Genomic DNA, 23074 nt, shown 5'->3' with positions numbered 1-23074 from the left:
CCGCGCGCTGAAGGAGCTCACGATGCAGCAGGACAAACAGCCCGCCTACGGCCCCGTGGTGTTCCGCGACCGGTCGGCGGGCTATGCGTTTCTGACCCGCTCGACGGCCGTCAGCGAAGAGACGATCGAGTGGGACGACGGCGAGACCTACCCCGTCGTCGACGTGGAGATCTCCTCCGAGTCGCACCCCTTCTACACGGGCAAGGCGCGGGTGGTCGACGCCGAGGGGCAGGTCGCCAAGTTCGAGAAGCGGTACGGCGAGCAGGACAAGGGCTGAGCGCCCCCGCGCCTGACCGACCGCCGTACCGCCGGGGCTCAGACCGAGCGCAGGTACTGGTCCGGCACGTGCACGTCCCCGCCGAGCTCGCGCGCCGCCGCGCGCGCCCACGACGGGCTGCGCAGGAGCTCACGGCCGAGCAGGACGGCGTCGGCCTCGCCGTTGGCGAGGATCTTCTCCGCCTGCTCCACGTCGGTGATGAGACCGACGGCGGCCACGGCCAGCTCCGTCTCGGCCTTCACGCGCGCGGCGAAGGGGACCTGGTAGCCGGGGCCGACCGGGATGCGCACGCCGGACGCGTTGCCGCCGGTCGAGACGTCGAGCAGATCGACGCCGTGCTCCTTGAGGAGGGTGGCCAGGCGCACGGTCTCCTCGGGCGTCCAGCCGTTCTCCTCCAGCCAGTCGGTGGCGGAGACACGGAAGAACAGCGGCTTGTCGTCGGGCCACACCTCGCGGACCGCGTCGACGACCTCGAGGGCGAAGCGCACCCGGTTGTCGAAGGAGCCGCCGTACTCGTCCGCGCGGACGTTGGAGTGCGGCGAGAGGAACTGGCCGATCAGGTAGCCGTGCGCGCCGTGGATCTCGGCGACCTCGAAGCCGGCGTCCAGGGCGCGGCGGGCGCCGTCGGCGAACTGGGTGACGATCTCGCGGATCCGGTCCACGGTGAGCTCGGCCGGGGCGGGGTGCTTGTCGTCGAAGGCGAGCGGGCTCGGCGCGACCGAGTCCCAGCCGTACGCGTCGGCTGAGACGGGGCCGCCGCCCTTCCAGGGGCGGTCGGTCGACGCCTTGCGGCCCGCGTGCCCGAGCTGGATGCCCGGGACGGTGCCCTGCGCCTTGAGGAAGGCGGTGATCCGGCGGAACGCCTCGACCTGCGTGTCGTTCCAGATCCCGAGGTCGTACGGGCTGATGCGGCCCTCGGGGCTGACGCCGGTGGCCTCGACGATGATGAGGCCCGTGCCGCCGGCGGCGCGGGCCGCGTAGTGCGCGAAGTGCCAGTCGTTCGGGGCGCCGGTGTCCGGGCCCTCGGGAGCGGCGCTGTACTGGCACATCGGCGGCATCCAGACCCGGTTGGGGATGGTCAGCGACCGGAGGGTGTAGGGCTCGAACAGCGCGCTCACGGCAGACTCCTATACGTTCACGACGGGCGTGGCGGGTCCTCGTACGATAGGCATCGTAGTACGGCACCTGTCAAACTACGATGGGTCTCGTACAATGGGCCCGACGCAACCGCAACGCACCCGCCACCCCGTCCGCACACCGGGCCGAACGAAGTGGAGCCGCCGTGACGACCGCCGCACCGAGCAGCAGGGCGCTTGCTCACCCCACGCGTGACGAGATCCGCCTGGAATCGGTGCTGCACGCACTCGCCGACCCGATGCGCCTGCGCGTGGTGCGGGAGCTGGCGGACGAGGGTGAGGGCAGCGAGCTCTCCTGTTCGCACTTCGTCCTCCCGGTCACGAAGTCGACCACCACGCACCACTTCCGCGTCCTGCGCGAGAGCGGCGTGATCCGGCAGATCTACCGGGGCACCGCCAAGATGAGCGTGCTGCGCCGCGCCGACCTGGACGTGCTCTTCCCCGGCCTTCTCGACAGCGTGCTCGCGGCGGCGGCCCGGCAGGACGACCGGCTAGGCGGCGGGGGATCCGACGGTGCCGACGGCCTCGGGGGCTGAACTCCCGCTTCCCGGAAGGTGGTTGAACAGCAGATTGAGTGTGATCGCCGTGATGCAGCCCGCGCTGATCCCGCTGTCCATGACCGTCTGGAACCAGTCGGGGAACTTGGCGTAGATCCCGGGCACGCCCACGGGAAGCACCCCGATCGCCACCGACACGGCGACGACCGTCAGGTTGTGGTTGCCGGCGAAGTCGACCCGGGCCAGCGTCCGCACGCCGCTCGCCGCGACCGTGCCGAACATGACCAGGCCCGCGCCGCCGAGGACCGGGGCCGGGATCGCGGCGACGACCGCGCCCAGCTTGGGCAGCAGGCCGAGCAGCACCAGGATCCCGCCCGCCGTGGCGACGACCCAGCGGCTGCGCACCCGGGTCATGCCCACGAGCCCGACGTTCTGTGCGAACGCGGTGTACGGAAACGTGTTGAACACGCCGCCGAGGACCGTGGAGAAGCCGTCCGCGCGCAGGCCGTCCGCCAGTGAGCGCGGCTGGACGGGCCGCCCCGTCATCTCGCCCACCGCGATGAAGTCGCCGGTGGTCTCGGTCATCGTCACCAGGGCCACGATCAGCATCGACACGATCGCCGCGCCGTGGAACGTCGGTGTACCGAAGTGGAACGGTGTGCTGATCCCCACCCAGCGCGCGTCACCGACACCGCCGAAGTCCGTGAAACCGGTGGGCACGGCCACGGCCGTGCCGACGACGATGCCGGCGAGGACGGCGACGCGGCTCAGGTACGGCGGCGCGAAGCGCTGCACCGCGAGGACCACCACGAGAACGAACGCCGCCAGCGCGATGTTCTTCGGGGCGCCGAAGTCCTTCGAACCCGCCCCGCCCGCAACCCAGTTGCCCGCCACCGGCAGCAGCGAGACGCCGATGATCAGGATGACCGTGCCGGTGACCAGTGGCGGGAAGAAGCGCAGCAGCCTGCCGAAGACCGGCGCGAGCAGCATCATCGCGAGCCCGGCGACGATGACCGCCCCGTAGATCGCGGGGAGCCCGCCGCCGGTCGTGCCGATGATCACCATCGGCGAGACGGCGGCGAACGTACAGCCCTGGACGATCGGCAGCCGGACGCCGAACCGCCACACCCCGATGCACTGGATCAGCGTCGCGATGCCGCACACCAGCAGATCCGCGGTGATGAGATACGCGAGGTCGGCGGGCGACAGCTTCATCGCGCCGCCCACGATCAGCGGCACGGCCACCGCGCCCGCGTACATGGCGAGCACGTGCTGAAGACCGAACACGGCCAGCTGCCGCACGGGCGGCACCTCGTCGACGGGGTGGACGGGCGGTGGGGCGGCCGGGGCTGCCATGGGCACTCCAAGGGGATGTCGGAACGCGAACGTGGGTGCGGGGGCGGGGTGGACAGCACGAGACCGTAAGGGGCTTAAACGATTTGTTGATTTCGCCTCTGTTGCCGGGAGGTGTCGCGCCTCTCGGGTGCCCTGCGTCAGCGCATGGCGCTGCCCGGGCGCTACGTCGTCCCGTCGCGGGCCGCCGCCAGCAGGCCCGCCCAGTCCGGGATCTTCACCGGGCCGCGCCCCAGGGAGCGGCCCAGTTCCGCCTCGGCCCGCTCGATCGCGAGCCACCCGGGCCACTCGACGGCCGCGCAGCCCGCAGCGCGAAGCCCGCGGAGCGCGTCACCGGGAACGTCCCGGGCGGTCAGCGCGGGGGCGTCGTCGAGCAGTGACTGCGCGGTCTCCTTGGCGCACGGGCGGTTGGTGCCGATCACGCCCGTCGGGCCGCGCTTGATCCAGCCGGCGACGTACTCGCCGGGCGAGACCTCACCCGCCCGCACAATGCGCCCCGCGAGATGCGGCACGGTTCCGGTGGCCTCGTCGAACGGCAGCCCGTGCAGGGGAACGCCGCGGTAACCCACCGACCGCAGGACGAGCTGCGCGTCGATGTCGTCGAACCGGCCGGTGCCGCGCACGCCGCCCGAGCCGTCCGGCTCGGTGTGCTCGAAGCGCACGCCCGACACCCGGCCCGCCGCCCCGGCGAGGAGCGCCACCGGCCGCTGGAAGAAGCGCAGATGGATACGGCGGGGGAGACCCGGCGAGGGGCGCTCGGCCCAGCCGCGCAGCACCTCGACGTTCCGCCGGTTCGCCGCCGGCAGCCCCGACGGGTCGAGATAGGCGGGATCGAGCGCCAACTCGCTCTGATCCAAGACCACTTCGACGCCGGGAAGGGTGCCGAGCTCACGGAGCTCCTTGGTCGTGAAGCGTGCCTGCGAAGGGCCGCGCCGCCCCACCATGTACACGTCCCGCACCCGGCTGTCGGCCAGCGCGCCGAGCGCCGCCTGCGGCATGTCGGTGGGCGCCAGCTCGGCCGCGCCGCGGGCCAGGATCCGGGTGACGTCCACGGCGACGTTGCCCACGCCGATGACGACGGCCGAGTCCACTCCCGCGACGAACCCCTCGGCCACCGCGTCCGGGTGCGCGCTGTACCAGGAGACGAAGTCGGTCGCGGACCAGCTGCCCGGCAGATCCTCGCCCGGTACGCCCAGATGGCGGTCGGTGGCGGCGCCCACGCAGTACACGACCGCGTGATACATCTGCAGGAGTCGGCCGGGCGGCAGGCCGGGGCCGATCTCGACGCCGCCGACGAAGCGGACGCGCTCGTGCTCCAGGACCGCGCGCAGATTGTTCTGCAGCGACTTGATCTTCTCGTGGTCCGGTGCCACGCCGTAGCGCACCAGGCCGTACGGACAGGGGAGCCGGTCCAGGACGTCCACGTGGACGTCCGGCACCCGCTCCTGCTGGACCAGGCTCTGCGCGGTGTACACCCCGCTCGGCCCCGACCCCACAACGGCGACGCGCAGCACGGCGGACTCCTTCCGCAGGCCGACGGACTTCCAGCATGACACCGAGGGGGCCGGGCCGGGAGGGTGTGACGCGCGCGGAGCTCACCCGTCGGGCGTCACGACATCTTCCGCATGCGCCCTATCTCGGCCGTCTGCTGCGCGATGACGTCGTTCGCCATCTCCTCGATCTGGACGTTGTTCCCCTCGGACAGCACGTCCGTCGCCATGGTGACCGCCCCGGTGTGGTGCGTGATCATCAGCTTCAGGAAGAGCTCGTCGAAGGCCGCGCCGTGCGCCGCGCGCAACGTCTTCAGCTGTGCCTCGGTCGCCATCCCCGGCATCGCCTCGTGCTCGTGGTGCCCGCCGCTCTCACGTTCTCTGCCGTGCGAGTTGAGCCAGCCCTCCATGGCTCCGACCTCCGGGCCCTGCGCCGCGGCGATGCGCTCCGCGAGGCGCTTGACCTGGCCCGACTCGGCCCGCTTCGGGGCGAGTTCGGTCATCCGGAGGGCCTGTGTGTGATGCGCGATCATCAGCTGCGCGTAGCTGAAGTCGGCCGAGTTGGGACTGTCGTCCGACTTGCGCTTCTGCGCGTCCTTCGCCGACAGCGTCTCAGCGCCCTCGCCCGGCTTGCCCGGCGCGATCACCGAAGGCCCGGGCCGGACGCGGGAGTTGGCGTCCGTGCCTGCTCCGTGCGGCGCCGCGTCACAGCCGCCGAGCGCGAGTGCGGCGACCGCGATCGTCAACGGCAGAACAACTTTCATGACGAGTACGTTGCCATCTGTTGATCTGTGCATGATGAAGACGATACTCGTGGGATCCGTGCTCCGCTCCCGCGCGAGCGGGGGAAGCGGGAAAGTCATCGACGAGGGAGGCAGCAGTGACCCTGTTGAACGAGCCCCGAACGCGCCGCAGACGGCTGGGAGTTGCCGCGACCGCGGCCGGGCTGCTGGCCGCGCTGCTCATGGCCGGTCCGGCGGCGGCGACCCCCGACCCGGGCGACGCCCCGGCCAAGGCCGAGCGGCTCTCGAAGAGCGCGGCGGCCGACACCCGGGCGGCGATCGCGAACGGCGACATACCCGCCCAGGACGAGGTCGTCCACTCCGACAACATCGAACATCTCGCCAACATCCCCAAGGACGTGCTGCCCGGCATCAACTCGGACCTCGCGTTCCAGGGCAAGTACGCCTTCGCGGGGAACTACGACGGCTTCCGCATCTTCGACATCAGCAACCCGAAGGCCCCCAAGACGGTCGCGCAGGTCCTGTGCCCCGGATCGCAGAACGACATCTCCGTCTCCGGTGACCTGCTGTTCCTGTCGACCGACTCGTCGCGCAGCGACAACTCCTGTGCCAGCACCACGCAGCCCGCCACGGAGAAGTCCTCCTGGGAGGGCATGAAGGTCTTCGACATCAGCGACAAGAAGAACCCGAAGTACGTCGCAGCCGTCGAGACCGCCTGCGGCTCGCACACGCACACGCTGGTCCCGGAGAAGAAGAACGTCTACGTGTACGTCTCGTCGTACTCGCCGAGCGCGACGTTCCCGGACTGCCAGCCGCCGCACGACGGGATCTCGGTCATCAAGGTGCCGCGCAAGGCGCCGGAGAAGGCGGCGCTGGTCAACTTCCCCGTCCTGTTCCCCGGTGAGGGACCCGACGGCGGCGGCAATCCGGGCGGGCCCACCAACCCGGGCGTCTCCAAGACCACCGGCTGCCACGACATCACGGTCCTGCCCTCGAAGGACCTGGCCGCCGGCGCCTGCATGGGCGACGGCATCCTGTTCTCCATCAAGGACCCCGAGAACCCCAAGGTCATCGACCAGGTCGAGGACAACACCAACTTCTCGTTCTGGCACTCGGCGACCTTCAACCAGAAGGCCGACAAGGTCGTCTTCACGGACGAGCTGGGCGGCGGCGGGGCGGCCACCTGCAACGAGGCCGTCGGGCCGGACCGGGGCGCCGACGGCATCTACGCCATCGTCGGCAAGGGCGACCACCGCAAGCTGGTCTTCAAGAACTACTTCAAGATCCCCCGTCACCAGGCGGACACCGAGAACTGCGTGGCCCACAACGGCTCGCTGATCCCCGTCAAGGGCAAGGACATCATGGTCCAGGCCTGGTACCAGGGCGGCGTCTCGGTCTGGGACTTCACCGACTCCTCGAAGCCCAAGGAGATCGCCTACTTCGAGCGCGGTCCGCTCACCACGGACACCCTCCAGGTGGGCGGTTCCTGGTCCGCGTACTACTACAACGGCTACATCTACTCGAACGACATCGCCAAGGGCTTCGACGTCCTGAAGCTCAGCGACCGGCGCACCGACCCGGCCGAGCGAGTCCGCACGGGCGAGCTGAACGTCCAGACGCAGCCGGACTACTTCGACTGAGATCCGTCCGACCGGGACCCGGGACCCCCGGGCTCGAAGTACTGGGAGAAGTCCGGGGCACCCCCCGGGCTTCTCCCGCCGGGCGCCGCCTCGTCCGGCGGGGTTCCGAGCTCCCACGCGAGCCCGTACCGGGCGAACAGCTCCGCCCGAAGGGTCGGCAACGGCATCGGCGCCCCCGGGACCAGCGCCGCGAACACCGCCCCCATCAGCTGGGAGCGCAGCAGCGGATAGTCGCGTTCGACGCTGAGCGAGCCGTTCCGCAGGACGGTGTCGCGCAACAGCTCGGCGAGCCGCTGCTGCTCGGGGCACTCCACGAAGCCCTCGGCCTGGAGGATCCCCGCCATGTGCGTCCGCATGAGGACAGGGTGGTCGACGGCGAGGCCGAGGATCGCGTCGACGGCCCGTGCCAGCCGCTCCGGCCCGTCCTCGGTGTGCGGCTCGCGCTCCAGCGCCGCTTCCAGCGTTCGGTGCATCAGGCGGTGCACCGCGGACTGGAGCAGCTGTCGCTTGCCGGGGAAGTAGTACGAGACCAGGCCCCGCGCCGAACCGGCGCGGTCCGCGATGTCGCCGAGCGTCGTCGCGTCGTACCCGCGCTCCCCGACGAGCTCGACCGTCGCCTGCAGAAGCCGCTCGCGGGATCGCCGTCGCAACTCCTCGTTGACCGATGCGCTGCGCGGGGACATCCTGTAACTCCTGCGTTGACTGGCTCATAGCCAGTATACTCAGCGCGTCCCTGACAGAGGGGTCTTTGCCGAACCTCTGCGCAGGGCTCCTGGGCGTATCCGGCGACGCGGGGGATCGTCGGATACGTCCGGTCCTGACGGGCGGGTGGCCGGGCGGCGTCGGTGTCGTCCGGACACCCGCCCGACAGGGGATTCCGGTCCGGCTGCCGGCGCCGGAAATTCCCGCCGCGGCGGACTCCTTCAGCGGCACACTGGCCCGATGCCGCAACTGATCGCTCCCGACGTCCGCGTCCACGCCTCCTTCCTCGCCGCCATGGACGAGGCCCGCGCCGAGGGCCACGGCGGACCCGACGACGACTCCACCGCGGGGCTCAGCCTGCGCGCGTACGAGGACACCTGGCAGGATCCGGCGGTCTTCGCGCAGTACGTCGCCCGCATGCGGCTCACCCACGGACCGCGCAGCATCCTGCAGTACGACGTCGAGTGCACGACCCTCTGGTACGTCGACGGGGACGCCTACCTGGGGCGCCTCGCGATCCGCCACCGACTCACCGAGGCGTGGCTGCGCGACGGTCACATCGGCTACGACGTACGGCCCAGCGCCCGCCGCCGCGGACACGCCACCGCGATGCTCCGTGCCGCTCTCCCGCTCGCCGCGCGCCTGGGCGTCGATCCGGCGCTGATCACCTGCGACACGGACAACGCCGCCTCCCGGCGCGTCATCGAGGCATGCGGCGGTGTACGGGACGAAGCGGGCGAACACGACGGGGTGCTGAGGTACTGGGTGCCCACCGGAGCCGGATCGCACACCGGGTGAACCCTCCCTAAAGTGGGCAAGGGGTGACCGGCAGGCAGGCTAGGAGGCGTACCGACATGGACCAAGAGCAGATCCTGGCCCGGATCACGGCGATGGTCGACGACGAGAAGCGGCTCCGCGCGTCGCTCGCCTCCGGCGAGATCGACGGGGCGACCGAGCACGAGCGCCTCGCGGCCGTGGAACGCGAACTCGACCAGTGCTGGGACCTGCTGCGCCAGCGCCGGGCGAAGACGGAGTTCGGCGAGAACCCCGACGAGGCGACGGTCAGGCCCGAGTCTCAGGTCGAGGGCTATCAGTCGTGACGGCCCGGCGGTGACGGCCCGATGTGGACGGCCTGGCCGTGGCGCCAGGTCGGTACGTCCGGTTGTGTCGTCCGGTCGTGACGTCCAGCCGTGACGGCACATCCCGCCTGTCTCGCCCTGCCGATCTTCCCCTGACGGGTCACCTGCTCGCGGTGAGCCGCTCGTAGGCCGTCACGGACACCGTCACCGTCAGCGCCCCGAGCAGCCAGCCGCCGAGTACGTCCGAGGGCCAGTGGACGCCGAGCCACACGCGCGTGAGACCGACGCCGACGACCGACACCACCGCGAGCGTGCACGCCGTGCGCCACAGGACGCGGCCTGCGCCGTAGCGGCGCAGCAGCCACAGGATCAGGCCCCACACCACCGTCGCCGTCATCGCGTGCCCGGAGGGGTAGGCGGCGTAATGGGCGGAGTCCACGGGGTCCGTCCACACCGGGCGGTCACGGCCGACGGCTGCCTTCAGGCCCTGCTGGATCAATGTGCCCACCGCACACGTGGTGGCCACCCATACCGCGAGCCACCAGGCGTCGTGTCTCCATACGAGCCAGACGACGACCACGACGCACAGGGCGCGCATCGTCCAGGGATCCCAGAACCAGTCCGTCAGGACCCGGTTCACCTGCGTCAGTGCGGGATCGTCGAGGGCCCAGCGGTGCGCCGTGCGCGCCAGCTCGCCGTCCAGTGTCATCAGTGGTTCCCAGCGCGTTGCCACCGCGATCAGCAGCAGCGCGCTGAGAGCGGCCAGTACCGCCGTCGCGCGCGTGAGCCGCGGATGCCGGGGGCGGGGCGGGGAGTCGACCGGTGCCGGGTGCATGGGGGAGATCCTCACCCATGGACCGCGCCGGTGGCCATCAGGCGGAGCGGACGCGTCCGGCCCGGGCCGCCGGTCAGCCCAGCGCGCGCAGGCCCGGCACGAAGGTCACCAGGAGCGGCACCACCGGTACGAGGGCGGCCGCCGCGGTCAGGCGCAGACGCCGGGCCGGGGTGAGCCGCCGCGGCGGGGTCAGCAACCGGTGCACGCGCTGCGGCACATGGGCCTGCGGTGTCGGGCAGGGGCCGAACACCCCGCGGTCCTCGTTGAGTTCGACCAGGGCGAGGGCGATGGTCAGCCGCCCGAAGCGGCGCGACGCCATGTCGTCGGCGGCCAGTTCGACGAGCCGGTGCATCTCGTCGCGGAACGCGGCGAAGACCGGAACCTGCGGGAAGCCCGTGGCCAGCGCCCCTGAGCAGTGCAGCAGCCAGTCGTGCCGCCACTGCGCGTGGCCCATCTCGTGCGCGAGGACCGCGTCCAGCTGTCGGCCCTTGAGGCGGCGCAGGGCGGCCGTCGTGATGACCAGTTGGGGTGCGGCGCCCGGCAGCCACCAGGCGTCGGGGCGTTCGCCTTCGAGGACGACGAGTCGGTCACTGCCCGGCTCCTCGCCCGGCAACAGCGGGGAACGCACCAGGAGTTCGGCGTGCCGCCGCCTGCGCCTGGCCCGCGACCGGAAGATCTCCCGGGCCAGCATCGCCGCGGTCCACAGTCCGCCGAGCGCGAGCGTCACGGCCAGCGTCGCCGCCCATCCGCCGGCCGCCCGCAGCGCGTACGCGTCGACGACGGCGTGCGGGGCGGACGCGAACACATGGCCGCGGACGGCCTGCCAGGCGGCGGCCGCACTCAGCGTCATCGACAGCGCGCAGCACAGAAGGACTCCGGCCACCACGCACTGCCACACCCACAGGGCGACCACCGGCTCGCGCTCCGGCCATTCGGCCCGCGCCAGCAGGCGCGGGGCGACGACAGCGGCGAGGGTGCCGAGCAGCAGCAGTGCTACGGGGACCGTCATGGCCTCAGCCTATGAGCCGGGACTACCGGAGGGTACGGGCTGTCGCGTCAAGTGACGTACGCCACGGTTTTGAGCGGGCAGTTGTCCGCAATGGAGCAGTTTCCCCGGCCCTCTGTCCGTGCGGGCTCGCGCGGGCGCCTTCACGGCCTGCCGCCGCCCCTACATGGTCAGGAGCATCGCGACCATCCCGATGCCCATCGAGAGGCGGCAGGCCCGCGCCAGCTCCGGGCGGTCCCCCCACCCGGACGCCGGCGGTCCGCCCCCGGCCGTCGCCACCGGCACCAGCCGCGCCCCCGACCACAGCACGTACCCCGCGAAATAGAGCAGGAGCACTCCGGTCACCGGCGGCGCGCCCGCCCCTCCGTGGCCGGCGTGCCCGCTCGGCGCCGCGGCCATCCCCACCGCCATGTACGCCATGGCGAAGGTGCCGACCAGGTGGTGCAGGTGGTGCGCGCTCGAACGGGACGCCCACAGCGCCCGCAGCGCCGCCGCCCCGAACACGACCGCGTACAGGACCCAGGCGGCGCGCGGCGGCGTGATCACCGCGGCGGGTGTCGCCATGAGCGCCATGCCGAACCCCATGAGGGCCTCGCCGCCCGCTGTCCGGCGCTGCTCCTCGACTCCGCTGCGCATCCGCAGCAGGCAGTACGCCCCCGTCGCCGCGCACAGCGCGACGAGCAGCCAGGCGGCCGAGCCCGGTCCGTGCACGCGAACCTCCCCCAGTCGGACGCCGTACCGCGTCGGGGACGAGATGCCCGTGCGGGGCGGGGTGCAATCGAGCGCAGGGAAGCACTGAGTGTGTGCGGCGGTGCGCCCGTGCGCGGGTGGTGCGCGGTGGGGGCCTGGCGGCCAGGCAGGGCGTGTGTGGCGAGGGGAAATAGTTTTCGAGTAAAACACTTGCTAAACTTCTCTCTATGAGCAGCGCGCAGACCCCCACAGCGGCCCCCACACCGACCCCCTCCAGGCCGCGGCCGGTGCGGCGGCTCCCGCTCGCGGGGGTGCTGCGCCTCAACAAGCCGTCCGACATCTGGTTCAAGCCCGCGACGAGCGTCGTCGTGTCCGCGGCGGTGCCGAACCTGACGCTGCTCGCCCTCGGCCGCCTCGACCTCGCGATGTACACGATGGCCGGGTCACTGTGCGCCCTCTACGCCCACAACCTGCCGTACGCGGCGCGCGCCCGTGCCCTCGCCTGGGTCGTCCTCGGCATGCTCGCGAGCCTCGCCGTGGCCCTGCTCACGGCCTCGCTCACCTCGTCGGCTGCCGTGCTCGTGGCGGTCGGCGCGCTCCTCGCCGCGGCCCAGAAGACCCTGTGCGACGCGACCCGCATCGGACCGCCCGGCCACCTGATCCTCACCTTCATCAGTTCCGCGAGCCTCTTCGCCCCGCAGACCCTGGGACAGATACCCGGCCACCTCGCCCTGACCGCCGGTGCGGGCGCCGTGGCCTGGCTCGTCGGCATGGCCCCCGCCCTCGTACGCCCGCACGGCCCGGAACGGCGCGCCACCGCCCGCGCACTGAACGCGGCCGCCGCGTACGTGAGCTCCGAGGGCGGCGCGCGCGAGCGGGCCAGGGCCGGCGCTGCCGCCGCCGTCCACGCCGCCTGGCAGTCCCTCCTCGCCGCCGGCGGCCGCGGCGACACCCGTCGGGCCCTGGAGCGCCTCGTCGTGCGCGCCGAGGTCGCCCTCGCCGCCCCCGCCGACACCGACCCGGCGCTCCTGCGCGCCTGGGCCGCCGGCCTGAGCGGCACAGGCCCCGTCCCCCGCGTCGGCCACGCCCACACCGATGAAGACGAAGTCGACGACGAAGTCCTCGGCATCGAGGCCGAACTCGCCTTCGGCAAGCCGTCGGTGTGGCGCAGGCTCGCCCCCGGCTCGCCCCTCCTGCCGGTCGCCCTGCGCACCGCCGTCGGCTGCGCCCTCGCCGGATACGGGTCCCTCGCCCTCGGCGTCGGCCGCCCGTACTGGGCCCTGGTCACCGCCGCCTCGCTCTACCAGGCCAACGTCACCCTCACCTGGAACCGCACCGTGCAGCGCGTGGCCGGCAACCTCGCCGGAGTGCTCGTCTTCGCCGCGGTCGTGCCCCTCGCCCACGCGGGACAGATCTTCGTCGTCCTGTTCTGTCTGCTCTTCAGCTTCGGCGCCGAGGCGTTCATCTCCCGCAACTACTGGCTCGGCAGCGTCTGCGTGACCCCCATGGCACTGCTGATCACCGAATTCGCCAGGACGCAGGAGGCCGGCGAGCTCATCACGGACCGGGTCGTGGACACCCTTGTCGGGGCACTGCTCGGCATCGTCGCCGCCGTGATCGTCACCAACCGGCGCGCCGCCGACCACATCGAGCTCGCCCTCGAAGCGACCGACCGCGCCCGCGAGGCCGCGGAGCGCACCCTCGCCGCCCCGCGTCCCGAGCCCGGCGACCTGGAGACCGCGCACCGCAGGCTCGCCGCCGCCCTCGTCGAACTGCGTGCCGCCGACGACACCGCGGCGGGCGAATGGTGGCAGCGCGCCCTGCCCGAGGAGCGTGTGGTCGCCGCCGAGCAGGCCGGACACCGTACGCTCGCGGCGACGGTCCGACGCCGGACGCGGCGGACCGTCCAGGAGACCGACGAGCACAGGGGCGGCACGGACGCCCGGGAGAACACGCGAGCATGACGACACGCAACGGCAGGGCTGCGGCGGACGACACCGTCGCCGCGGTGGTGCGGCAGTGGCAGACGGTCCGCCCCGACATCGACACCGGGCCCATGGAGGTCATCGGGCGGATCAACCGCTGCGCCGCCCTCCTCCAGCAGGCCGAGGACGCGCCGCTGCGCCGCGCCGGGCTGACCCGCGCCGAGTTCGACCTGCTCGGCGCGCTGCGCCGTACCGGCCACGAACTCACCCCGGGTGACCTCGCGCGGGAGACGTTCTCCTCGGGCGCCGCCGTCACCAAGCGGCTCAAGCAGCTCCAGGAGCGCGGTCTGGTCGACCGGCGTGGCGACACCCGCGACCGGCGCGTCTCCCACCTCAGCCTGACCGACGCCGGCCGTGACCTGGTCGACGCGACTCTGCCCGACCAGCTCGCGTACGAGAAGACGGTGCTGTCCGGCCTCGGTGACGCCGGACAGAGGCAACTCAGTGTCCTGCTCGGTGAGTTGCTCGGTCAGCTCGAGGGGCGCCCGGGCGGTCCGCGCGCCTGATCCCGGGGCTCGATGTGGCGCGGCCCGGATCGGCCCAGCCGTGCGCCCGGCCCGGTGGAATCCCTGCTGAGGGCCCCGTCCGGTCGTCGCCGAGGATGCGTTCCTCGATCTGCTGGGCCGACCGCCGGTAGGCGCGGACCGGCCTCACCGGCTGGAAGAGATCTGGAAGAGATCTGCAACAGATGTCGCCGTCGTGGCGCCATGTTCTGCTCCGCGTCGGGCGGTTGTGCCGGAGTAAATCCATGATCCGACCATTGACCCGGGCGTGAGCGTGGGGGCAGAGTGCGGGATCAACTGGTCTGACCAGTCGACGGGCATCGTGGCCGACCGACTTGGAGGTTCCATGTGTTGCCGCTCGACAGCCCTGTCCGTTCCCGGGGCCGACACCGAGGCGGCGGTCGCCCTCACCCAGGAACCCGTCCGGCCGCGTACCGACAACACCGCGGGAGCGACCGACGTGGAGCGTCCCGCAGTCGAACTCGTCCGGCTCATCACGGACTTCGGCCGCACGTACGAGGTGCTGGAAGCCGTCCCCGGGCGGCCCGGCGCCGTGGCGGTGGTCGGGAGCGGCGGCGGGGACGGCCCCACCGCCCTGACCGCCGGCGGCGACTGGACCACGGTCGCCTGCCGCTACGACCTCGCGCTCTGAACAACCCGCCGCCTTCCCCCCTCCCCAAGGAATTCCATGTCCCCCACAGGCGAAGCCGTCGGCCGCTCCCCGGAGCCGGACCCGAGCCAGGCCGATCCCCTCGAAGGACTCCCCACCCTCGGCGGCCGGGCCCGCCGCTCCCTCTGGATGCTGCTCGTGCCCGTCGTCCTCTACGGCGCCGCGCCCTTCGTCGCCAACCGCATCGAACCCCGCATCCTGGGCGTCCCGTTCCTGCTGGCCTGGGTCATCGCGGCCACGGTCATCAGCCCCGTCGCCATATGGCTCGTCGCCCGCTTCGACCCGGCGTACCGCACCGCAGCCGTCGAACCCGTGCCAGCCGACGAGGGAGGCGCCCGATGAGCGGCTCCGCAGCCGTCGCGACGACCGTGTTCGGCCTGGCCATGGTCGCCACCATCCTGATCGGCGTGCTCAGCGCGCGCGGCCGGTCCAAGGGCCTCACCGAGTGGTCCGTGTCCAGCCGGGGCCTCGGCGTCATGTTCATCTGGCTCCTGATGGCCGGCGAGACGTACACCAGCTTCTCGTTCCTGGGGACCGCCGGCTGGTCGTACTCCTTCGGCGCCCCGATCCTCTACCTCGTCGCCTACCTCACCGTCGGCTTCGCCGTCGCCTACGTCGTCGGCCCCGCGCTGTGGACGTACGCCTCGCGGCACCGCCTCATCTCGATCGCCGACATCGCCGAATTCCGTTTCCGCTCCAGGCCGTTGGGGATCCTCGTCGCGGTCGTCGGGACCGTGTTCCTCGTTCCGTACATCCAGGTGCAGATCCAGGGCATGGGTGTCGTCGTCAACGCGATGACGTACGGGAGCGTCGACCTGCACGTCGCCGCCGTGATCTCGTTCGTCGTCGCCGAGGTGTTCATCCTCGTGTCGGGGCTGCGCGGCTCCGCCTGGGTGAGCGCGCTCAAGGACGTCCTGGTGATCCTCGCGGTCGTCTTCCTCGCGGTCTACATCCCCCTGCACTACCTCGGCGGATTCTCCGACTTCATGCAGCGCATGGTCACCGAGAAGCCCGAGTGGCTCACGTTCCCCGGGCACGCCTCCGGCGGGCGCAACGCCGCGTGGTTCCTCAGCACCGTCGTCCTGAACGCCGTCACCATCACCATCTTCCCGACCACCGTGGCCGGTTACCTCAGCGCGAAGAGCCCCAACGCGCTGCGGCGCAACGCCCTCCTGCTGCCCTGGTACCAGCTGCTCCTGTTCGTGCCGATGATGGTCGGCGCCACGGCCCTGTTCGTGCTGCCGACCCTCGGCAATCCCGACCTCGCCCTGTTCAGCCTGGTCACCGACTCGCTGCCGTCGCCCGTCGTGGCCGTCATCGGCGTCGCGGGCGCCCTGTCGGCGATCGTGCCGATGAGCGTCTTCATGCTGTCCATCGGCACCTTGTGGGGCAAGACCGTCCTCGGCGGCGGCAACGGTTCCGACCCGTGCCACCCCCGGCCGGACGTCACCCACGACCACGACCTGCGCACCAAGCGCCTCTCCCAGGCGGTCTGCGTCCTCGCCGGCCTGATCGCGCTCGGCGGCAGCCTCTTCTACCCCAACACGCTCGTCCAGCTGTCCGTCCTGTCGTACGAGGGCCTGGCCCAGCTCGTCCCTGTCGTGCTGCTCTCCTTGTTCTGGCGGCGGATGACGGCACGCGCCGGGATCTGCGGCATGCTCACCGGGCTCGCCGTGATGACGGCCCTGTGGGCCACCGACAACGACCCGTGGCACGGGATCAACGGCGGCATCCTCGCGCTGGCCGCGAACCTCGTGGTGACGTTCGCGGTCACGCGCGCCACACCGGCCCCGAGCGCCCATGCCCCGCAACGGCCCACCGCCCCGGCCGCCTCGGCGGCACCGGCGAAGGAGTCCTGATGATCGACGAGACCGCGCCCGTCCTCCACCGCGCCGCCCGCATCGTCAGCCAGAGCGGCGCGGGCCCCGAGCCCGAGATGATCGCCGTCGCCGACGGCAGGATCCGCGCCACCGGCACCGTGGCCGAGCTGCGCGACCGCTTCCCCGGCGCGCCCGAGACCGACCACGGCGACGCCACCCTCGTCCCCGGCCTGAACGACGCCCACATCCACCTGATGATGACGGCCGAGGACCTCCTCCACCTCGACCTGTCCGCCGCGGCCGTGCACGACGTCGACGACCTTCTCGCGACCGTCACCGCCGAAGCCGCCCGCACACCCCCCGGCGCCTGGGTGCGCGGCAGCCGCTACGACGACGTCAAGACGGGCCGCCTCACCCGCACGGAACTCGACCGGGCCGCCCCCGGCCACCCGGCACTCGTCGTGCACGTCGCCGGGCACTGGGGCGTCGTCAACTCCGCGGCCCTGCGCGCCCTCGGCATCGACGAGGACACACCCGACCCGGACGGCGGCGCATACGGCCGCGGACCCGACGGCCGCCTCGACGGACGGCTCGTCGAACGGGCCCTGATGAACGTCGTCTACCCGGCCACCGCCCGAGGCGCCACCACCGTGGAAGCGAGCTCGCAGGACGACAAGCTGCGCGGACTCGTGCGCGCCCAGGAGCTGTGGCACGCCGCCGGGCTCACCTCGGTCTGCGACGCGCTCGTCGCCCCCGAGGACATCACGCTCCTCCAACGCACCCGCTCCGAAGGCAAGTTGAGTCTGCGGGTCGGAATGCTCCTGTCCGTCGACCACTACGAGAAGGCACGCGCACTCGGCGTCGGCAGCGGCTTCGGCGACGACCAGCTGCGCCTCGTCGGTGTGAAGGCGTTCCTCGACGGCGCGGTGGGCGGCCGCACCTGCCTGCTCAGCGAGCCGTTCGCGGACCACGGCGGACACGGCCTGCAGACCACCTCGACCGAGGAGCTCTTCGCCCACGTCCGCACCGTCCACGGCGACGGCAACCGTGTCGGCGTGCACGCCAACGGCGACGCCGCGATCCGCCTCGTCCTCGACGCCTTCGAACAGGCCGCCCGCGACCTGCCGCGCCCCGGCCTGCGCCACCGCATCGAGCACTGCAGCCTCGTCGACGACGGGATCCTCGCCCGGATGAAGGCACTCGACGCCATCGCCGTCCCGTTCGCCGGATACGCCGCGTACCACGGCGGCGCACTCAACGACTGGTACGGCGCCGAACGCGTAGGCCGCATGTTCGCGCACCGCTCCTTCCTCGACGCGGGTGTCACCGTCGCCGGCTCGTCCGACTACCCCTGCGGCCCCTATCAGCCGCTCATCGGCCTCCAGTCGATGGTCACCCGCGAGGGAATGGACGACGGCGCCGCGGCCGGCCCCGGACAGCGCGTCTCGGCAGAGGAGGCGCTGCGCATCTTCACGCTCGGCTCGGCGGAGGCGGAGGGCACACAGGCGTACAAGGGCCGTCTGGCTCCCGGCCGGTTGGCGGACTTCGTGGCCCTCGGCGACAATCCCCTGACGGCCGACCCGCACGGCATCGCGTCGATCCCGGTCAGGGCGACATACGTGGGCGGCGACCAGGTGTACGCGGCGTCGGGGGAGGCGCACCGGTGAACGCGCAAGCAGCGAACGGCTTCGAGATCCCCGGCCTCGCCGAACCCGTCGAGATCCTCGTCGACCGGTGGGGCGTGCCCCACCTCTACGCGGGCTCCCAGGACGACCTGTTCCTGGCGCAGGGCTTCAACGCGGCCCGCGACCGCCTGTTCCAGCTCGACCTGTGGCGGCGGCGCGGACTCGGTCTGCTGTCCGAGGTGTTCGGCGCGCGGTACGTCGAACACGACCGCGCCGCCCGCCTGTTCCTCTACCGGGGCGACATGGCCGAGGAGTGGAGCGCGTACGGCGAGGACACCGAACGGATCACCACGGCGTTCGTGAACGGCATCAACGCCTACGTGTCCCTGTGCCGCAGCGACCCCTCCCGACTCCCGCCGGAATTCGCCACGCCGGGTCACGAACCGGCCTACTGGGACCCCTCGGACGTCGCCCGGATCCGCAGCCACGGCCTCCAGTACAACCTCCACGACGAGGTAGCCCGCGCCCTCACCCTGCGCGATCACGGCGCCGGCGTCGAGAATCTGCGCCGGCGCCGCGAACCCGCCCCGCACCACCTCACCGTCCCCGAGGGCCTCGACCTGAGCGTCATCCCGGACGACGTCCTGCGCGTGTACGACCTCGCGACGGTCCCGCCCTGGCCGGACGCCGCCGCCCTCCAGGGCATCGACGGCTCCAACAACTGGGTGCTCGCGCCCTCCAGGACCGCCACCGGCCGCCCCATCCTCGCCAACGACCCGCACCGCGCGGTCACCCTGCCCGCCCTGCGCTACATCGCGCACCTGACCGCACCCGGCATCGACGTCATCGGCGCGGGCGAGCCCGCCCTGCCCGGCCTCTCCATCGGCCACAACGGGAACATCGCGTTCGGCTTCACGATCTTTCCGATCGACCAGGAGGACCTGTACGTCTACGAGACCGACCCCGACCACCCGCGCGCCTACCGCTACGAAGGCCGCTGGGAAGCGATGACCCGCGTGACCGAGACCGTCCCGGTCAAGGACGGGGAGCCGGTCGAGGTGGAGCTGTGGTTCACCCGGCACGGCCCCGTCATCCACGAACACCCCACGCGGGACGCCGCGTTCGCCGTGCGCGCCGCCTGGCTCGGCCCCGGCATGGCGCCCTACCTCGGCAGCACCGGCTACATGCGCGCCGAAGGCCCCGACGCGTTCCTCGCGGCGCTGCGTCGCTGGGGTGCGCCCGGCGAGAACCAGGTGTACGCGGCGCCCGACGGCACCGTCGGCTGGCGCCCCGCGGGCCGCGTCCCGGTCCGCCCGAACTGGGACGGCACTCTGCCCGTGCCCGGTGACGGCCGCTACGAATGGGACGGCTTCCTCGACGCCGACGCGCTGCCCGCCGAACGCGACCCGGACCAGGGCTGGTTCGCCACCGCCAACCAGATGAACCTGCCGCCCGGCTACCCCAACGACCGCGACACGGTCACGTACGACTGGTACGCCCCCACCCGCCACCACCGCATCGCCGAGGAGCTCGACGCGCGCGCCGACTGGACCGTCGAAGACTGCGTACGGCTCCAGACCGACACCGTCAGCCTGCCCGCACGCCGCATCCTGCCGCTGCTCGCCGGACTGACCGGCGACGACCCGCTGTCGGAGCGGGCCATCGGCCTGCTGCGCGAGTGGGACGCCGACGTCACGGCCGAATCGGCGGCCGCCGCGCTCTTCGAGATCTGGTATCGCCGCCATCTGCGCCCGGCCGTCTTCGCCGAGGCGCTGCGCGACGTCGCCCCCGAGGCCGAACGCGCGGCGGCCCTCGCCCGGATCCTGCCGCCCGACGACCCGGCCTCCGACCCTCGCGTCGACCTGGATCTGCTCACCGGCGCCGAGACGCGCCTCGACCCCGGCAGCCTGCTCGCCACCCTGTCGGCCGCGGCCGGCGAACTCAGCGCACTGCTCGGCCCCGACCCCGCCGCATGGACCTGGGGCGCGCTCCACCACGCCCGCGTGTACCACCCGGTGACCGCGCTCCACGACGGACCGCAGCCGCCGTGGGCGTCCGTCGGTCCCGCCCCGCGCGGCGGCAGCGCGGACACGGTGGGCGTCGCGCCGTACGGCCCCGACTTCCGCCAGACGACGGGCGCCACCTTCCGGCTGGTCGTCGACGTCGGCTCCTGGGACGACTCGGTGGCCATGAACTCGCCCGGCCAGTCGGGGAATCCGGACAGTGAGCACTACAGCGACCTGTTCGCCACCTGGGCCGCCGACGGCTCCTTCCCGCTCCTCTACAGCCGCGAGCAGGTGGAGAAGCACACGGCGCGGACGATCACCCTGCGACCGCCCGCACCGGCCACCGATCAGGAGTCGAACGGCAGATAGTCGACGTCGTACCCGAAGTACCGCGGCCCGGCCAGCGCCAGGCCGCCCGGCGAGGTCCACCGGGGGTCGCAACGCGCGGCCAGCACGCTGACGCGCAGCCCGTAGCGCAGCCCCTCGGTGGTCACCGGATCGCCCGACTCGCTGTCCAGGACACAGATCAGGTCGGGCGTCGTGGCGACGGTCACGCCGTCACGCGTGGCCAGCAAGTGCTCGTTCTGGAAGTCGAGTTCGAGCACCTGGCCCGTCTCGTCGGCGATGCCCTCGATGCGGGCCCGGCCCCGCGCGAAGCCGCCCTCGGTCCGCCGGCTCACGTCGACGACCTTGCCGGTCAGCAGATGGACGCCGGCGAGCATGGCGCGGGCCGCGGCCACCGGGTCGCTGTGCGCGGCCCGCGCCTCGCGCACCGCCGCGCCGAGCCGCTGTGCCAGGGTCAGTGTCGCGGGCACGAGGCCGTCGGCGAGCTGGTCACCGCGCAGCACCGTGTCCGCGGCCGAGATCTGGCAGCCGAGCTCCACGCACACGGCGCGCGCGATCCGTTCGGCCGCGTGGTTGTCGACGGCCTCCACGATGATCGTGTTGCCCTTGTCGTCCGCGAGCGCCATCGGCGAGTTGGTCACGCCGATCAGGCCCGGCAGCACCATCTGCGCCTCGGGGAAGGCCCGCCCCATCGCGTCGCCGTCCACGATCGGGAGGCCCGCCTGCGCGGCGCACGCGATGGGCAGCATGGAGTTGACGCCGCCGACCTCGATGGGCGCGATGTGCGTGGCGGGCCGCCCGATGTGCTTCTCCAGCGCCCGCAGGGCGGCCAGTTCCTCGCCGCCGTTCGGGACCCGCTCCAGGAGGACGGTCGGCGCCCCCATCCCCGACACCGGCACGACGGTCGCGTCCGGCGCCACCTCGTCGATGTCGACGACCCGCACCGGGCCGTGCTTGCGGATGGCCTCCCGTGCCAGGAGTTTGCCGATGTACGGGTCGCCGCCCCCGCCGGTGCCGAGGATGCCGGCGCCGCGGGCGATGTCGTCGAGGTTGTCCAGGTCGATCTCACGCATGTGCCGTCGCTCCGTGCTGCTGGGTTCCGATGCGGTGCAGGTCGAGGGCGCCGACCGCCTTGACGCGTATCCGGGTCGCGCCACCCGGCAGATACGCGAGTGGCACCTCCTCGATGTCCACGACGTGTACGGTGCCGGGCCGCGCGCCCGCGTCCTCGGCCCGTCCCACGGCTTCGTCGCGCGCCTCGGCGAGCACCGAGTCCCTGCGCCCTTCGGGGATGTGGAAGACCCGGTCGACCTCGCCGCCGACCTGCGCGATGGCCGCGCCGACCGCGTTCGCGACGCCGAAGTTGCCGGGCCGTCGTACGTCGTCGAAGCCGGGCAGCGACTCGGGCACCAGGATCGAACCGCCTCCGACGGCCACCACGGGCAGCGGGGCGGCCGAGGTCCGCATCCGGTCGACGCTCTCCGCGAGCCGGTCGGCGATCCGGTCCAGGGCGTGCGTCACGAAGCCCGTGTCGAGGTGCGCGACCCGAGCCGCGTCCCCGACGTCCGCGCGACCGGCGGCCACTGCCAGGTCCGTCGCCGTCAGTGTCGTGCCGCCGAAGACGAGCGCCTCCTCCGTCAGCCGGTAGCCGACCGACCGGGGCCCGGTCTCGCCGTCCGGCGACACCAGCGAACCGCCGCCGATGCCGAGCGAAAGGACGTCGGGGATACGGAAGTTGGTGCGGATGCCCGCCGCCTCGCTCTCGCCCGCGGCCTCACGCGGGAAGCCGCCCGCGAGGATGCCCACGTCCGCGGTCGTGCCGCCCACGTCGACCACCGCGCAGTCCCCGAGTCCGGACAGGAAGGCCGCGCCGCGCATGGAGTTGGTGGGGCCCGACGCGAACGTCGCCACCGGATACGTACGCGCGAAGTCCACGTCCATCAGCGTCCCGTCGTTCTGCGACAGGAAGAACGGCGCCGTGATCGACACCTCCGCGAGCGCCTTGCCGAACGACTCGACGATGACCGTCGCCAGGTCCCGCAGCGCCGCGTTGATGATCGTGGCGTTCTCACGGGCGAGCAGGCCGATCCGGCCGAGCTCGTGCGAGAGCGAGAAGTGCACGCCGTCGCCCAGCTCGCCGCGCAGAATCTCCGCGGCGCGCCGCTCGTCGTCCTCGGCGACCGGTGAGAACACCGAGGAGACGGCCACGGATCCGATCCCGCGCGCGGCGATGTCCGCGGCGGTCCGCTTCAGCTCGTCCGGGTCGAGAGGGGACAGCACCCGGCCGTCGAACTCGCGGCCGCCGTGGCACAGATAGCCGTGCCCGCCGACCGCGGCCCGCTGCCGGTCGGGCCAGTCCGTCATCGGCGGCAGGGCCGCCGTCGCCGGCAGGCCGAGGCGCACGGCGGCGACGGGCGCCAGCCGGGCGCCCTCGATGAGGGCGTTGAGGAAGTGGGTCGTGCCGATCATCACCGCGGTGATGGACTCGACGGGCGGGTCGAGGGCCCGGACCGCCGCCGTGACCCCGGACGTGATGTCCGGCGTCGTCGGCGACTTGGCCGCCGCGAGGACTCGGTCGTCGTCCCCGAGCAGGGCGGCGTCGGTATTGGTTCCTCCGACGTCGATGCCGATGCGCATGTGGTGGCTTCCTTCGTGCGTACGTGGACGGTGCG

Annotated in this window: 22 protein-coding genes; 12 read left to right on the top strand and 10 right to left on the bottom strand. The window is 72.3% G+C overall.

All coding sequences use genetic code 11. The features are described from left to right. Positions 1-22: 22 nt before the first annotated feature. Positions 23-277 (top strand): type B 50S ribosomal protein L31, encoded by a 255-nt coding sequence (locus ACFC96_RS43075; RefSeq protein WP_376252259.1) that lies wholly within the window; start codon positions 23-25, stop codon positions 275-277. Between the two features lie 38 nt (positions 278-315). Here the strand turns inward: ACFC96_RS43075 and ACFC96_RS43070 are convergent, their stop codons facing one another. Beyond that, the gene (locus ACFC96_RS43070) at positions 316-1395 is read right to left on the bottom strand and encodes an NADH:flavin oxidoreductase/NADH oxidase (protein WP_376617977.1); all 1080 of its coding nucleotides are present in this window, start codon (positions 1393-1395) and stop codon (positions 316-318) included. Positions 1396-1559: 164 nt separating this feature from the next. On the opposite strand from ACFC96_RS43070, the gene ACFC96_RS43065 reads away from it, so the two are divergent. Continuing rightward, positions 1560-1949: an ArsR/SmtB family transcription factor gene (locus ACFC96_RS43065; protein WP_376617975.1), complete on the top strand. Its 390-nt coding sequence runs from the start codon at positions 1560-1562 to the stop codon at positions 1947-1949. On the opposite strand, the gene ACFC96_RS43060 is transcribed toward ACFC96_RS43065, so the two are convergent. From ACFC96_RS43060 to ACFC96_RS43050, 3 genes are all read right to left on the bottom strand, one after another. Next, a complete protein-coding gene (locus ACFC96_RS43060) occupies positions 1905-3266 on the bottom strand; it encodes a nucleobase:cation symporter-2 family protein (RefSeq protein WP_376252267.1) in 1362 nt (453 codons plus the stop codon). The genes ACFC96_RS43065 and ACFC96_RS43060 overlap by 45 nt on opposite strands. A gap of 161 nt (positions 3267-3427) precedes the next feature. Further along, the gene (locus ACFC96_RS43055; protein WP_376617973.1) at positions 3428-4777 is read right to left on the bottom strand and encodes an FAD-dependent oxidoreductase; all 1350 of its coding nucleotides are present in this window, start codon (positions 4775-4777) and stop codon (positions 3428-3430) included. Positions 4778-4872: 95 nt separating this feature from the next. Further along, a complete protein-coding gene (locus tag ACFC96_RS43050; protein ID WP_376252273.1) occupies positions 4873-5517 on the bottom strand; it encodes a DUF305 domain-containing protein in 645 nt (214 codons plus the stop codon). 116 nt (positions 5518-5633) lie between these two features. Between ACFC96_RS43050 and ACFC96_RS43045 the strand changes: the two genes are divergently transcribed. Then, on the top strand, positions 5634-7136 hold the full coding sequence (locus tag ACFC96_RS43045) for an LVIVD repeat-containing protein (RefSeq protein WP_376252275.1): 1503 nt from the start codon (positions 5634-5636) through the stop codon (positions 7134-7136). Here ACFC96_RS43045 and ACFC96_RS43040 read toward each other — a convergent pair. Next, positions 7124-7819, bottom strand: a complete 696-nt coding sequence (locus ACFC96_RS43040) for a TetR/AcrR family transcriptional regulator (RefSeq protein WP_376617971.1) — start codon at positions 7817-7819, stop codon at positions 7124-7126. The genes ACFC96_RS43045 and ACFC96_RS43040 overlap by 13 nt on opposite strands. 259 nt (positions 7820-8078) lie before the next feature. Between ACFC96_RS43040 and ACFC96_RS43035 the strand changes: the two genes are divergently transcribed. Continuing rightward, positions 8079-8636, top strand: a complete 558-nt coding sequence (locus ACFC96_RS43035; protein ID WP_376252281.1) for a GNAT family N-acetyltransferase — start codon at positions 8079-8081, stop codon at positions 8634-8636. Positions 8637-8692: 56 nt separating this feature from the next. Beyond that, the gene (locus tag ACFC96_RS43030) at positions 8693-8938 is read left to right on the top strand and encodes a DUF2630 family protein (protein ID WP_376252284.1); all 246 of its coding nucleotides are present in this window, start codon (positions 8693-8695) and stop codon (positions 8936-8938) included. A gap of 139 nt (positions 8939-9077) precedes the next feature. Here ACFC96_RS43030 and ACFC96_RS43025 read toward each other — a convergent pair whose 3' ends face one another. The 3 genes from ACFC96_RS43025 to ACFC96_RS43015 form a co-directional block, all read right to left on the bottom strand. Then, a complete protein-coding gene (locus tag ACFC96_RS43025) occupies positions 9078-9752 on the bottom strand; it encodes a phosphatase PAP2 family protein (RefSeq protein ID WP_376617969.1) in 675 nt (224 codons plus the stop codon). A gap of 73 nt (positions 9753-9825) precedes the next feature. Next, a complete protein-coding gene (locus tag ACFC96_RS43020) occupies positions 9826-10761 on the bottom strand; it encodes a M56 family metallopeptidase (protein ID WP_376252290.1) in 936 nt (311 codons plus the stop codon). A gap of 159 nt (positions 10762-10920) precedes the next feature. Then, the gene (locus tag ACFC96_RS43015) at positions 10921-11469 is read right to left on the bottom strand and encodes a DUF5134 domain-containing protein (protein ID WP_376617967.1); all 549 of its coding nucleotides are present in this window, start codon (positions 11467-11469) and stop codon (positions 10921-10923) included. Between the two features lie 206 nt (positions 11470-11675). On the opposite strand from ACFC96_RS43015, the gene ACFC96_RS43010 reads away from it, so the two are divergent. The 7 genes from ACFC96_RS43010 (at position 11676) to ACFC96_RS42980 (ending at position 20426) form a co-directional block, all read left to right on the top strand. Next, complete coding sequence (locus tag ACFC96_RS43010) at positions 11676-13412, top strand: FUSC family protein (RefSeq protein WP_376617965.1); 1737 nt, start codon at positions 11676-11678, stop codon at positions 13410-13412. Continuing rightward, positions 13409-13939 carry a MarR family winged helix-turn-helix transcriptional regulator gene (locus ACFC96_RS43005; RefSeq protein WP_376617963.1) on the top strand — a complete coding sequence of 177 codons (531 nt, stop codon included), beginning with the start codon at positions 13409-13411 and terminating at the stop codon, positions 13937-13939. The genes ACFC96_RS43010 and ACFC96_RS43005 overlap by 4 nt, the downstream gene beginning before the upstream one ends. A gap of 265 nt (positions 13940-14204) precedes the next feature. Beyond that, positions 14205-14588, top strand: coding sequence for a hypothetical protein (locus ACFC96_RS43000; RefSeq protein WP_376617961.1), 384 nt, complete (start codon positions 14205-14207; stop codon positions 14586-14588). 36 nt (positions 14589-14624) lie between these two features. Next, the gene (locus ACFC96_RS42995; RefSeq protein WP_376617959.1) at positions 14625-14948 is read left to right on the top strand and encodes a DUF3311 domain-containing protein; all 324 of its coding nucleotides are present in this window, start codon (positions 14625-14627) and stop codon (positions 14946-14948) included. After that, positions 14945-16465 (top strand): sodium:solute symporter, encoded by a 1521-nt coding sequence (locus ACFC96_RS42990; protein ID WP_376617957.1) that lies wholly within the window; start codon positions 14945-14947, stop codon positions 16463-16465. Before ACFC96_RS42995 ends, ACFC96_RS42990 begins: the two co-directional genes overlap by 4 nt. Continuing rightward, the gene (locus ACFC96_RS42985; protein WP_376617955.1) at positions 16465-18093 is read left to right on the top strand and encodes an amidohydrolase; all 1629 of its coding nucleotides are present in this window, start codon (positions 16465-16467) and stop codon (positions 18091-18093) included. Before ACFC96_RS42990 ends, ACFC96_RS42985 begins: the two co-directional genes overlap by 1 nt. Continuing rightward, positions 18090-20426 carry a penicillin acylase family protein gene (locus ACFC96_RS42980; protein WP_376617953.1) on the top strand — a complete coding sequence of 779 codons (2337 nt, stop codon included), beginning with the start codon at positions 18090-18092 and terminating at the stop codon, positions 20424-20426. Before ACFC96_RS42985 ends, ACFC96_RS42980 begins: the two co-directional genes overlap by 4 nt. On the opposite strand, the gene ACFC96_RS42975 is transcribed toward ACFC96_RS42980, so the two are convergent. Further along, positions 20405-21475, bottom strand: a complete 1071-nt coding sequence (locus ACFC96_RS42975; protein ID WP_376617951.1) for a DUF917 domain-containing protein — start codon at positions 21473-21475, stop codon at positions 20405-20407. The genes ACFC96_RS42980 and ACFC96_RS42975 overlap by 22 nt on opposite strands. Next, positions 21468-23039, bottom strand: a complete 1572-nt coding sequence (locus ACFC96_RS42970; protein ID WP_376252315.1) for a hydantoinase/oxoprolinase N-terminal domain-containing protein — start codon at positions 23037-23039, stop codon at positions 21468-21470. Before ACFC96_RS42970 ends, ACFC96_RS42975 begins: the two co-directional genes overlap by 8 nt. Positions 23040-23074: the final 35 nt, after the last annotated feature.

It is taken from the genome of Streptomyces sp. NPDC055955 (genome assembly GCF_042270245.1).
Taxonomy (GTDB): domain Bacteria; phylum Actinomycetota; class Actinomycetes; order Streptomycetales; family Streptomycetaceae; genus Streptomyces.
Note: the sequence above shows the minus strand (reverse complement) of the source record. Positions and strands in the feature narration are given on the sequence as shown.

Coding starts and splice junctions, on each gene's coding strand:
- ACFC96_RS43075 (WP_376252259.1), top strand. CDS start 23: ATGCAGCAGGACAAACAGCCCGCCTACGGCCCCGTGGTGTTCCGCGAC.
- ACFC96_RS43060 (WP_376252267.1), bottom strand. CDS start 3,266: ATGGCAGCCCCGGCCGCCCCACCGCCCGTCCACCCCGTCGACGAGGTG.
- ACFC96_RS43050 (WP_376252273.1), bottom strand. CDS start 5,517: ATGAAAGTTGTTCTGCCGTTGACGATCGCGGTCGCCGCACTCGCGCTC.
- ACFC96_RS43040 (WP_376617971.1), bottom strand. CDS start 7,819: ATGTCCCCGCGCAGCGCATCGGTCAACGAGGAGTTGCGACGGCGATCC.
- ACFC96_RS43035 (WP_376252281.1), top strand. CDS start 8,079: ATGCCGCAACTGATCGCTCCCGACGTCCGCGTCCACGCCTCCTTCCTC.
- ACFC96_RS43030 (WP_376252284.1), top strand. CDS start 8,693: ATGGACCAAGAGCAGATCCTGGCCCGGATCACGGCGATGGTCGACGAC.
- ACFC96_RS43025 (WP_376617969.1), bottom strand. CDS start 9,752: ATGCACCCGGCACCGGTCGACTCCCCGCCCCGCCCCCGGCATCCGCGG.
- ACFC96_RS43020 (WP_376252290.1), bottom strand. CDS start 10,761: ATGACGGTCCCCGTAGCACTGCTGCTGCTCGGCACCCTCGCCGCTGTC.
- ACFC96_RS43010 (WP_376617965.1), top strand. CDS start 11,676: ATGAGCAGCGCGCAGACCCCCACAGCGGCCCCCACACCGACCCCCTCC.
- ACFC96_RS43005 (WP_376617963.1), top strand. CDS start 13,409: ATGACGACACGCAACGGCAGGGCTGCGGCGGACGACACCGTCGCCGCG.
- ACFC96_RS42995 (WP_376617959.1), top strand. CDS start 14,625: ATGTCCCCCACAGGCGAAGCCGTCGGCCGCTCCCCGGAGCCGGACCCG.
- ACFC96_RS42990 (WP_376617957.1), top strand. CDS start 14,945: ATGAGCGGCTCCGCAGCCGTCGCGACGACCGTGTTCGGCCTGGCCATG.
- ACFC96_RS42985 (WP_376617955.1), top strand. CDS start 16,465: ATGATCGACGAGACCGCGCCCGTCCTCCACCGCGCCGCCCGCATCGTC.
- ACFC96_RS42975 (WP_376617951.1), bottom strand. CDS start 21,475: ATGCGTGAGATCGACCTGGACAACCTCGACGACATCGCCCGCGGCGCC.
- ACFC96_RS42970 (WP_376252315.1), bottom strand. CDS start 23,039: ATGCGCATCGGCATCGACGTCGGAGGAACCAATACCGACGCCGCCCTG.